Consider the following 12,409-nt stretch of genomic DNA (forward strand, 5'->3'; position numbering starts at 1 on the left):
AAATTTTTACTGTTACAGTGTACAAACTCCTTTCCTTTGTTGCATATCTCCATGAATGAATGGAGGTTCAGATCGAACTTATACTTATGTTGTATATTCTCTATAGAAGTACGTGTACAATATAATAGTATAATTTATGTGTAGATTTTCTGATACAGCTTGAATGGCACTGATGTGTTTCAACAGTAATTCTCTTTTGATGTGTTTTTGGTATATTCTAAAATTTGTGAGTTATATAGTTTTATTTTCACACTGCAACATTTATATATTTTTAGTTCTATACATATGCTGGCTGGTTAACAGTTGAACTTATGTACATTAAATATTTACTGAGTTAACATTAGAATGCGGTACAAATCAAAATCATCTGTTGGTATTTGGTGAGGCAACATGTTTGAGAATATAAAAATAAATAATCTTCTTATAGGAAGTTTTGTAGTGTTACTATTATTAACCGCTATTGTGGGATACAGTGGTTATAATGGAATGATGAATGTAGACGACAGGGTTGTCAAGGCGGACGACATGAACCGGCTTGTCAAATTCATGAAAGATGCCCGCATCTCTCAGGAAAGTTATCAACTGACACAGGATCCGGCCTATGTTGTAGAAGTAGATGCACATGTTGAGGAAATTGTAGCACAGACTGAAGCTTCAAAAGAGATATTTGCTGACCCCGTTAATGATCAGCAAATGGACGATGTGCAGACAGCTGCTCTTGCATATGATGCCGCATTCAACAATTATGTAGCTCTTGAAAACCAGAAGACAGAAGCTGAAAATGTTTTAGTTCAGCAGGGTCTGCTTCTTGACGAAATGGCAGTTAACCTGATGGAAAGTCAGGATGCGGATTATGTCCAGGCACTGGAACAGAACGCCGGAGCTGCAGTTCTCACGGAAGAATTTGAAAATATAGAATACATCAATGAGATTATCCAGTTAAACCTTGAATCACGTGGTGAAAGATTACGTTTCATGGTTCACCTTGAAGATCAATATGTGACAAATGTCAACAATATAATGGACGAGATTATTGTCACAGCAAATACTCTTGATTCACGTTTCCAGAACACTGCTGACAAAGAAGCTGCCCAGGCAATAGCCGCAGCAGCAGCTGAATATAAAACTGATTTCAATGCCTATGTTTCCTATGCCCAGGAACAGGAAGTAGCAAGGACAAGTATGGTACAGAGTGCGGCTGCCGTTGAAACAATAACAACCCAGGCCCGTGCTGACCAGAAAGAAAAGATGGAAAGTGAAATGAACAGTGCTGTTACCACAGTAATAAGTATGGTAGTCCTGGCGATTCTGATTGGTATTATAATGTCACTTTTCATTTCAAGACTTATATCAAAGTCCATCAATGACATAGTAGACGACTTTAAGAAATTGACACAGGACACCCTTGACGGTAAGCTTGACAAAAGGGCAAAAACCAATGTAGGTGTTGACTTTATTGATATTCCAAAAGGTTTCAACATGGTTCTGGATGCTGTTATCGGTCCTCTTAATCTTGCTGCTGAATATATTGACAGGATATCCAAAGGTGATATTCCTGCACCTATTACTGATGAATACAAAGGCGATTTCAATGAAATAAAGAACAATCTCAATCAGTGTATTGATTCAGTACATGCACTGGTTGATGATGCCAATATGCTTTCTGCCGCCGCTGTTGAAGGCCAGCTTGACACCCGCGCCGATGCTTCAAGGCACCAGGGGGATTTCAAGGCTATAATCGATGGTGTAAACGACACCCTTGATGCTGTCATCGGTCCTCTTAACGTTTCAGCTGAATACATCGACCGCATTTCCAAAGGAGATATTCCTGAAAAGATCACAGACGAATATCGCGGTGATTTCAACGAAATAAAAGATAATCTGAATATGTGTATAGATTCTGTAAATGAACTCATTTCAGATGCTAATATGCTTTCTGCTGCTGCTGTTGAAGGTCAGCTCGACATCCGTGCCGATGCATCAAAGCATAATGGGGATTTCAAACGTATTATTGATGGTGTCAATGACACTCTCGATGCTGTCATCGGTCCTCTTAACGTTTCAGCTGAATACATCGACCGCATTTCCAAAGGAGAAATTCCTGAAAAGATTACAGATGAATATCGCGGTGATTTCAACGAAATAAAAGACAATCTGAATATGTGTATCGACTCTATCAATGCTCTTGTTTCAGATGCTAATATGCTTTCTGCTGCTGCTGTCAGAGGTCAGCTTGATGCCCGTGCTGATGCCAGCAAACACCAGGGTGATTACCTTGCAATAGTTCAGGGTGTTAATGACACTCTTGATGCTGTAATTGGTCCGCTCAACGTTTCAGCCGAATACATCGACCGCATCTCCAAGGGAGATATTCCTGAAAAGATCACCGATGAATACTATGGAGATTTCAATGAGATCAAGGACAATCTAAACCAATGTATTGATGCAGTCAATGCCCTTGTTTCCGATGCTAACATGCTTTCAAAAGCAGCGGTAGAAGGAAGACTTGATACCCGTGCCGATGCTTCAAGACATGGTGGCGATTATCGTGCAATCGTTGAAGGTGTCAATGACACTCTTGATGCTGTCATCGGCCCACTTAATGTTGCTGCTGAATATGTTGACAGTATAGCACACGGAAATATTCCTGAGCAGATTACCGATGATTACAATGGTGACTTCAGTGAGATCAAGGACAACCTGAACCAACTGATTAATGAACTCAATATGTTCGTAGCTGAAATGTCTCGTATGAGTAGTGAGCACGATGCCGGAGATATTGATGTTGAAATGCCAGTTGACAGGTTCCAGGGAGTTTATGCCAGCATGGCAAAAGGTGTCAATGATATGGTCGCAGGCCACATTTCTGTGAAGAAAAAAGCAATGGCATGTGTAAAAGAGTTCGGAGAAGGAAACTTTGAAGCTCCGCTTGAACAATTCCCTGGTAAGAAGGCTTTCATAAACGACACGGTTGAAGAAGTAAGAGGCAATCTCAAGGCTTTGATTGCTGATGCTAATATGCTGTCAGAAGCTGCCATTGAAGGAAAGCTTGATACCCGTGCCGATGCTTCAAGGCATCACGGTGATTTCAGAAAGATAATAGAAGGTGTTAATGAAACTCTTGATGCTGTCATCGGTCCTCTTAATGTTTCTGCCGAATACATTGACCGTATATCCAAGGGAGATATTCCTGAGAAGATCACTGATGATTACAATGGTGATTTTAACGCCATCAAGAACAATCTTAACCAGTGTATCGATGCTATCAACGCGCTGATTTCCGATGCCAATATGCTTGCAGAGGCTGCTGTTCAGGGTAAACTTGAAACCCGTGCTGATGCTTCCATGCATCAGGGTGATTATCGTGCTATTGTTGAAGGTGTAAACCGCACTCTTGATGCTGTTATTGGTCCTCTCAATGTTGCTGCCGATTATGTTGATTTCATATCCAGCGGTGCAATCCCTGATAGGATTACTGACAACTATAATGGTGATTTCAACACTATCAAGAACAATCTTAACCAGTGTATCGACGCCATCAATGCTCTTGTAATGGATGCCAATATGCTTGCAGAAGCAGGAGTCAATGGTGAACTTAGTACCCGTGCCGATGCATCCATGCATCAGGGTGATTATCGCAGGATTGTTGAAGGTGTCAATAATTGTCTTGATGCGGTTGTTGGCCCTGTCAATGAAACTGCAAGGGTTATCAATGCTTATGCAGATGGTGATCTTGGTACCAGGGTATCAATTGATGCAAAGGGAGATTTCAAACAGTTAAGTGATACACTTGATGGATTTGGTGATTCCTTGCAGTCTATTATAAGAGACTCATGTGATGTTCTGGAATCAATGGCCTCCAACGACCTTACAAGAAAAGTAAAAGTAAGGGGAGTCGGTGACTTTGTACAGTTGACCGATGGTGTGGAGAATTGCAGAGTATCCCTGAATGAAGTTGTTTCACTTGTGGCTTCAAATGCAGAAAATATTTCTGCTACAGCACAGCAGATGTCCTCATCCAGCGAACAGTTAACAGCTACTGCAGAACAATTAACAACAACAGTGACTGAGATATCAAAGGGAACACAGGTTCAGTCCGGTAAGGCTGAAGAGGTTTCTCAGGCGATGGCTGACATGAGCCGCACTGTTCAGGAAGTTGCTTGCAATTCAAGCAGTGCTGCAGAAAGTGCTGTACAGTCTAACAACCTGATACAAAACCTGGGTAAGATGTCTGAGGATCTCAAGTTAAAGATGACAGGCATAAAATCCGCTGTTGGTGATTCTTCAAATGTAATCAATGAACTTGATGAAAAGTCCAAACAGATTGGGGAAATTGTCAACCTCATCACTAACATTGCAGACCAGACAAATCTGCTTGCTTTGAATGCTGCCATTGAGGCTGCAAGGGCAGGAGAACACGGAAAAGGATTTGCTGTTGTGGCTGATGAAGTTAGAAAGCTTGCTGAAGACTCAGGTAATGCTGCCAAGCAAATTGCAGAACTCATCGGCCAGATGCAGACCGGAACCCATGAAGCAGTTTCATCCATGAAAAAGGGTGCAGAGGAAGTCGATACAGGAGCAGAGTCTCTGGATGAGTCTGTGGCTGCAATCGGTGATGTTGTTGAAGCCGGAAACACCATTGTGAGAATGGTTCAGGAAATTGCAGCGGCTGCAGAAGAACAGTCTGCTTCCATAGAGGAGGTTACAAGTTCTGTTGAAGAAGTATCTGCCATTTCAGAAGAGTCTGCAGCAGGAGCACAGGAAGCTTCCGCTTCAGTTCAGGAACAGACGGCTTCCATGCATGAGCTTGCTAAAGCCGCAGAAGGTCTTGCAAATGTTGCTTCCAACATGCAGTCTGTAGTTTCCAAGTTCCGTATAGATGCGTCATGTACTACTGCTTCAACGAAGACAACAATAACAGAGGATTTAGATTTTGATGATTCTCCGGAAGCAAATGACATGTTTGCCTCATTCCCGGAAAATGCATTTGTCTAATCCCGTGTAAGAATACAAACAACAGAAATAAACACAAACGACAGCTCAGCTTGAGTTGTTGTTTGTAGATTCTTTTTTTAAAGCTGAATTTAAAATAGCTTGTACAGGTTTATATTTTTTCTAATTCCTGCATAAGGAGCTCATAACTCTTTTCCAGTTCCGGCAGCATTTTCGCGATCATATCCATCTCACCGGAGCCTGCCTGCATCTCTATTCTGGAAGATATGTCACTAAGTGCCATTCCTCCAACACTTGCCGAGGCTCCTTTTAGTGAATGTGCACTATTGACAATACTTTCAATTTCCTTTTCACTAATAGCTTTCTTCAGTTCATCAAGCTGGCGAGGAGCATTTCTATTAAAGATATCAATGATTCCCCTGGCAATGACCATATCATCCATGATATTTTCCATAAAGAGATCGTAGTCAAATATCTTTGGTTCTTCTTTTTGCTCATCCGGGGAATTGTTTACATCATCCTTTTCCGGTTCATTATCCAGCCACTTGTCTATCTTTGCTGCAAGCAATTCCAGATTAATAGGTTTTGACATATAATCATTCATGCCTGCTTCTATGCATTTTTCGTCATCTCCTTTCATTGCATGTGCTGTCATGGCAATGATAGGAACATCATGGTTGATGACCGAGGAATGCTTATTACGGATGTGCTTACTCGCTTCCAGTCCATCCATTTCAGGCATTTGTATGTCCATAAAAACAAGGTCATAAGGTATTGTTTCCAGGGCTTCGATGGCTTCCAGCCCGTTATTTGCAACATCTGCTGTAATGCCAAGTTTGCGGAGCATACTCTGGGCAACATGCTGGTTAATCACATTGTCTTCCACAAGCAGTATCCTTGCTTTGCTGCTATCAATACTGGATTTTTCACTATTCTCCCCGTTTTTAACAATGTTGTCTTTTTCTCCTTTATTGTCTTCAGATAACAGCGAAGACAATTTTGTAAACAGAACTGAAGATTTAACGGGTTTTGAAAGACAGGCTGCAAAATTACTTTTATTTTGCTCCCAGTTATCAGGCATTTGTCCTGCAGAGCTTAACATTATTAATGATGTCCCATTCAAATCCTTGTCTGATTTAATAATACGTCCAAGCAGAACTCCATCCATACCCGGCATTTGCATATCCAGTATAGCTATATGGAAATCTTCTCCTTTTTCATGTGCTTTAAAAAGCTTCTCAATTGCTGAAGGCCCATTCTCTGCTTCATCTACTTTCATATTCCAGGAATCAAGCAGCTTTACCAGGACTTCACGGTTAGTCTTATTGTCATCAACTACCAGGACACTAATATCTTCAATTCCCGGATAGTATCTGTCTTGTATTTCAGCTGCAGGAGATTTCTCAACATTTAGTTTGAACCAGAACTCCGAACCTTTACCTTCCTTACTTTCAAAACCTATTTCACCGTTCATCAGTTCCACAAGTTCCCTGGAAATCGCAAGGCCAAGTCCTGTGCCTCCGTAATAACGTGTTGTTGAAGCATCTACCTGGCTGAATTTCTGGAAAAGGAGGTCCTTTTTCTCATCAGGAATTCCAATACCTGTATCCCTGACAGAAAAACGTAGTGTTTCTGCATCTTCACTTTCTGATTCCAGGCTGACCCTGATGACAACTTCACCTTCATGTGTGAATTTTATTGCATTTCCACCGAGATTTATCAGTATCTGCTTCAGTCTTGCAGGGTCTGCTTTGATATTTACCGGCACATCAGGGTCAGCTATACATATAAATTCGAGTCCTTTGCTATTTGCTTTTACAGACAGAATTGATGCTACATCTTCCAGCATTTCCTGAAGGTTAGTATCGATTACATCGATTTCCAGTTTTCCGGCTTCTATTTTAGAGATATCAAGAATATCATTGATAAGTTCAAGAAGGGATTCCCCGCTTTTCTTTACAGTATCAATATAGTGTCTCTGCTCTTCATTCAGTTTTGTAGTGAGCAGAAGGTTTGTCATTCCTATGACGCCATTCATTGGTGTGCGTATTTCATGGGACATATTAGCCAGGAAAGCACTTTTAGCTCTGGTGGCTTCTTCCGCCTTTACCAGGGCTTTGTCAAGTTCTATATTCTTATTTTCCAGTTCCTCGGCATATTCCAGCAGTTTTTTCTCTGCACTCTTACGTTCTGTAATGTCCTGCAATATTCCGGTTACTTTCACAACCTTCCCATCTACGATTTTCGGAAAACCACTTGTTCTGACCCATTTGTGGTTTCCTTTAGCTGTTATAAATTCAAGTTCGAGTTCATAAGGTTCACTTTCCTCGATGAGTTTATTAAATGATTTCTCAAGTATCTCCCTTGATTTTTCAGGATAATAAGACAATCCCATGTCAGTACTTGCTACTGAATCTACGTCCAGTTCGTGTATCTTTGCAACTTCAGGTGTCCAGCTGGGTTTGTTGGTAAGCAAATCAAGCTCCCATCCGCCTATCTTTGCAATATTTCCCATTCTGGTAAGAAGTGATTCTCTTTCCCGAAGCTTTTCTTCGTATTCCTTACGTTCAGTGATGTCTTCTGCAAAGATTATAATGCCACCAATCGAGCCGTCGGCTGCTTTCCATGGCCTGAGCTCCCAGCGAAGCCAACGCATACGACCATCATCTCTGATATAAAAGTCCTCATTACTGCGTACCACTTCTCCGTTCAGCGCTTTTTGATGTGCTTCTTTCCATTTTTCCTTGATATAAGGCATTACTTCATAGTGATGTTTACCTATAATGTCCATGTCAAGGGAAAAATCTTCAAGCCATCTCTGGCTCACGGCTATGTGCCGCATATCACAGTCAAGCATTGTCAGGGCTGCAGGTGCGTGTTCAATGAACAGTCTAAGCTTTTCTTCACTCTCTTGCAGTTTTTCTTCTGCTTTCTTCCGCTTTGTAATATCCCTTGCTACTGCGTAGATTAGTTCTCCTATCGGGGCAGAGCGCCATTCTATCCAGCGGTAAGTTCCATCCCTGGCAAGGTAACGGTTCTCAAAGCTTTGAACCTTTGTTCCCTGATTGGCCTGATCAGTAAGGACTCCAATGGTAGTCTCTTTGTCATCAGGATGTACAAAATCTATGAAGTAACGACCTTCCAGCTCGCTGATAGGGTATCCAAGTACATTTTCCCATTCAGGATTCAGACGGATGAATTGTCCTTTTGTGTTAACAATGCAAAGGAGGTCAAGACTGGATGTGAAATATACTTCAAGTTCCTTTGTTTTCTCAAGTAAAGCTTTTTCAGCCAGTTTCTGTTCCGTTATGTCCCTGAATTCAACAACTCTTACCTGTTTACCTTTGTAGGGTATATTCCTTGCTTCAAGCCTGAGGGGATACTCAGTTCCATTTTTTCGAAGTCCCATTGATTCATATGGTTTTTCGTAGCCTGAAAGTATATTGGACATGACTATATCCCTGTGGCTTTCGGCTATCAAAAGTAGTCCATTCATTCCTATGAGTTCATCATGTGAATAGCCTGTCATATCTGAAAGACCCAGGTTACAATCAAGTATCACACCTTTGTCGTGAATGGTAATTCCACCAAAGGATGCGTTGTGAAGGGCTTTGAACCGTTCTTCACTTTCTCTTAGTTCCTGCTCTATTTCTTTCCTCTCTGTGATATCTTCTGAGAATATTACAATGCCACCAATGCTGCCATTAGTTGTTTTCCATGGCCTTGCTTCCCACCGTAACCACTGTATCGTTCCGTCTGTACGTTTGAAACGACTACCCTCATCACTAATGATTTCTCCTTCTATGACTCGCTGATGGATCTTTTTCAGTTCCTCTTTGATTTCAGGGAATATTTCGTAGTGTGATATTCCGATAACCTCCCGGTCATTAAGAGAAAAGTCATTCCTCCAACGGCGGCTAACAGATATATATCTCATATCCCTGTCAAACATTGCCAGGGAAGCAGGAGCATGCTCAATGAAAAGTTTCAACTTTTCTTCGCTTTCAAGCAGTTTTAATTCGGCTTCTTTAAGTGTGGTTATATCCTGCAATGTGCCTGTTAATTTTACAACCCTGTTACCTTCTATTACAGGTTTTCCAATTGCTCTTACCCATTTGTATTCGCCTTTTCCAGAAATCATTTCCAGATCAAGATCATATGGTTCAGCATTTTCAATAGCATCATTAAGCGCTTTTTCCAGTATATTTCTGGATTCAGGCAGGAAAAGTTTCAGGCTTTCTGCAGGGTCGGAAGCATCTTCTTTTCCATGGATTACCTCAATTTCTTTTGTCCATTTGACTTTATTTGATTCAACATCCAGTTCCCATCCACCGATTTTCCCTATTTTGCTGACTTCACTGAGAATAGCTTCATTTTCCCTGAGTGCGATTTCAGTTTCTTTTCTATCGGTAACGTCTTCTGAAAAGATAATTATGCCACCTATTGTGCCATCAGCTGTTTTCCATGGTCTCACTTCCCAAGAACTCCAATGGATTGATCCATCAGGCATCTCTACGCGATCATCATCTCTGCGAATGTTCTCTCCCTTTAATGCACAACGATGTGCTTCCTTATAGTATTCCGGTAGATGAGGTAACAGGTCGTAATGATGTGTCCCAATAATTTCCTCAGTGCTAAGACCTACCAAGTCAGCCCATCGGCGACTAACAGCTATATGTCGCATATCGCGATCTAACATGACCAATGCAGCAGGTGCATGTTCTATGAACAACCTTAGTTTTTCCTCACTCTCAAACAGCTTGTTCTCAGCAGTCTTACGTTCGGTTATGTCTCTTGCCGCAGCTACCCTGACCTTCTTTCCTTTGTATGTAATAGTATGGGATTCAATTTCAGTTATGATTACAGTTCCATCTTTTCTGATAGTGCGAACCTCATAAGGCTTAGTAGAATTCTTTTTCATCTGCTGTTTTATTTTGTCAATATCATCAGGATGAGCAAGTAATTCCAGAAGATTCCTGCCTATAAGTTCTTCATTTGTATATCCTGTCAGGCGATGTATAGCCTCATTTGCCTCAAGAACAATCCCATTCTCATGAATAGCAATACCCTCGTAGGTCAGGTCTGAGAGCATCTGGTACTTTTCCTTGCTTTCTGCAAGTTCTTGCTGCATTTCTTTACGTTCTGTGATGTCCTGAAATACTCCTACAACAACATTTTTTTCGATACTGTATGCATTTACATTGAAGTATTTTTTTAAATCCGTAGAATACGTTTCTGTACTGTCGGCAAGTCCGGTAAGTGCGACTTTCACGTGCAGGCCATAAGTGCTGTTTTCTCCTTTGTCAATATTAGAAAAGACATCACTTACACGTTTTCCTATTATTTTTTCGGCGTTAAGCCCGGTATCTTTTTCAAAGATTTCATTTACTTCAAGAAAAACAAAATCAACAGGATGACCTGTTTCATCTGTAATTGCTTTAGTAATGACTACACCACTGATGTTATTCTCAAAAAGACCACGGTACTTCTTTTCACTCTCTCTCAGGGCTTCTTCTGCACCTATCTGTCCTATGACCTTCCAAACAGAATCCATGAGAAGAGTAAGCTGGAGAATGTTATTTTCTGTATAATCGGATTTTTTGTTGGCAACTCCTATTACAGCAACGATTTTTCCATTCCTGAAAATGGGTACACTCATAAATTTATTAACTCTGACATGACCTTGCGGATATCCTTTAATAAGGGGATTAGGTTTGTGGAAGTCATTTACAATAATAGGTTTGCGTTGTCTTACCGGCTCCCCCCAGATTCCTGTATCTTCCAGCTTGTAAACAGTTTTTATCTCTTCAACGTCACAACCATCTATTGCCTTCTCAGACCATGAGTTTACAGTGAATAGCTTCTCTTTTTCACTATAATAGAAAATGTAACCGATTTCACTTTCTGTTAATTTTATAGCTTCTTCAAGTGCAAAGTCCAGTGCTTCATGGATGGATTCATGTTTTGATTGCAGGATTTCTACAAGGCTTTTTAGCCTTTTTTCTGTTATATGAAGCTCTTTTTCTGCTTCTTTTGTTCTTGTTATATCAGTAATACTGAAGCAGAGAATGTATTTGTTTTCTATTTTTATTGGTATTGTAGAAATTTCAACATCATGTTTTTCTTTAAATGGGATTCGGCAAGTACAGATGAACTGGTCCTGCTGTCCGTTGAGTGCTTTGTTGATAAAATGACTGCATTTCTCCCCGGAATGAGAAACTATTTCAAATATTTTCATCCGGCTCAGCTCTTCAGCGGATGACTCATAGTATTGGCAGGCTGCACTGTTCGCATCAATTATGTCCATACTGTCCGGATCTACCAGCAGCATCGGGGTATGGTTTTTTTCAAATAATGTCCTGTATCCTGACAAATCTGTTTTCATGTATATTTACCAGTGTTTACGATTGCTCATGTTTCCAACTATTTCGTTTTTCATAACCATGTAAAACCAGTTTCAGGATTCCAAATAATGACATCAGCTTTGCTAATATATCTTCTTTTTACAGAATTCCAACCCACACTTAATAAACTGATCACGTCTTACACTATTTCAACGATCCGCAGAGTTAAATTTTCCTGCCGGACTTTCCATATCCATTATTACATTTGAACTCTCAATTATATTAATTTACTGATTTAATTGCCCGGATATTGATTTTCTTATCAGTACCGTTCATATTTTTAATTAAAAAAGTATTTTTTATCACTGTCTTATTGGAATATAGCTAGTGTCCGCATTGTTTCCGGAAAATGTAAAGAATCCGAAACACATGTTAATCATACGGATTTCCATCTAAAAGTCTGCAAGGACTTATTTAGATGTCAAAGTGAACTAAAACCCGCCAACAGGGCAATAGCCAGCATCATCAGTAGATATGATGAGATAACTAACGCTGTCTTTGTATTGGAATTCAATCTATACCACCATTTATAAAAATACAGGCAGATATTATAAATCTTTTTAATATGTAGTCTTTAATTAAAATTGAATTAAAATTGACATTTAGTTTTCATGATATTATTGAAATTTCGGAGAATCTCAATGGATAGCTGGATTAAGAATTTACTTGTAACTCTGGACGAAAAACTGGATGAAGCAACAAAGATCAAAATAATGGAAGCATGTGGAGCGGACTGTCCTTTCACCCACCTTAATGATGAAAAACTGATGGAAATAAAAAAATCGTCAGGGAATGAATCTGAGTTTCTCCAAAAACTCTCAAAAGAGTGGCGCGTAATATTTGAAAATGGAAATGTGTATGTGGTTTTTGACAAATGCTACTGTCCGCTTGTAAATGAAAATCCGGAAGGTGCTTCTAAGACACTCTGCTATTGTACAATGGGAAATCTCAAAAAGAAGTTCAGGCTTGGACTTGACAGGGATGTTGAAATTGTTATGGAGAAAACCGTACTTGCCGGAGATGAAGAATGTCGCTTCAGGGTGATGGTATGA

At 40.3% G+C, this 12,409-nt stretch carries 3 protein-coding genes; 2 read left to right on the top strand and 1 reads right to left on the bottom strand.

All coding sequences use genetic code 11. The annotated features are described in order from the left end of the window. Nucleotides 1–390 precede the first annotated feature (390 nt). A complete protein-coding gene (locus tag METTI_RS15255) occupies nt 391–4,995 on the top strand; it encodes a methyl-accepting chemotaxis protein (protein WP_023845989.1) in 4,605 nt (1,534 codons plus the stop codon). Between the two features lie 109 nt (nt 4,996–5,104). Here the strand turns inward: METTI_RS15255 and METTI_RS15260 are convergent, their stop codons facing one another. Then, nucleotides 5,105–11,338: a PAS domain S-box protein gene (locus METTI_RS15260; RefSeq protein ID WP_023845990.1), complete on the bottom strand. Its 6,234-nt coding sequence runs from the start codon at nt 11,336–11,338 to the stop codon at nt 5,105–5,107. 660 nt (nt 11,339–11,998) lie between these two features. On the opposite strand from METTI_RS15260, the gene METTI_RS11505 reads away from it, so the two are divergent. Next, nucleotides 11,999–12,409, top strand: coding sequence for a DUF6144 family protein (locus METTI_RS11505; RefSeq protein ID WP_048135421.1), 411 nt, complete (start codon nt 11,999–12,001; stop codon nt 12,407–12,409).

The organism is Methanolobus tindarius DSM 2278 (assembly GCF_000504205.1).
In the GTDB taxonomy this organism is placed as follows: Archaea; Halobacteriota; Methanosarcinia; order Methanosarcinales; family Methanosarcinaceae; genus Methanolobus; species Methanolobus tindarius.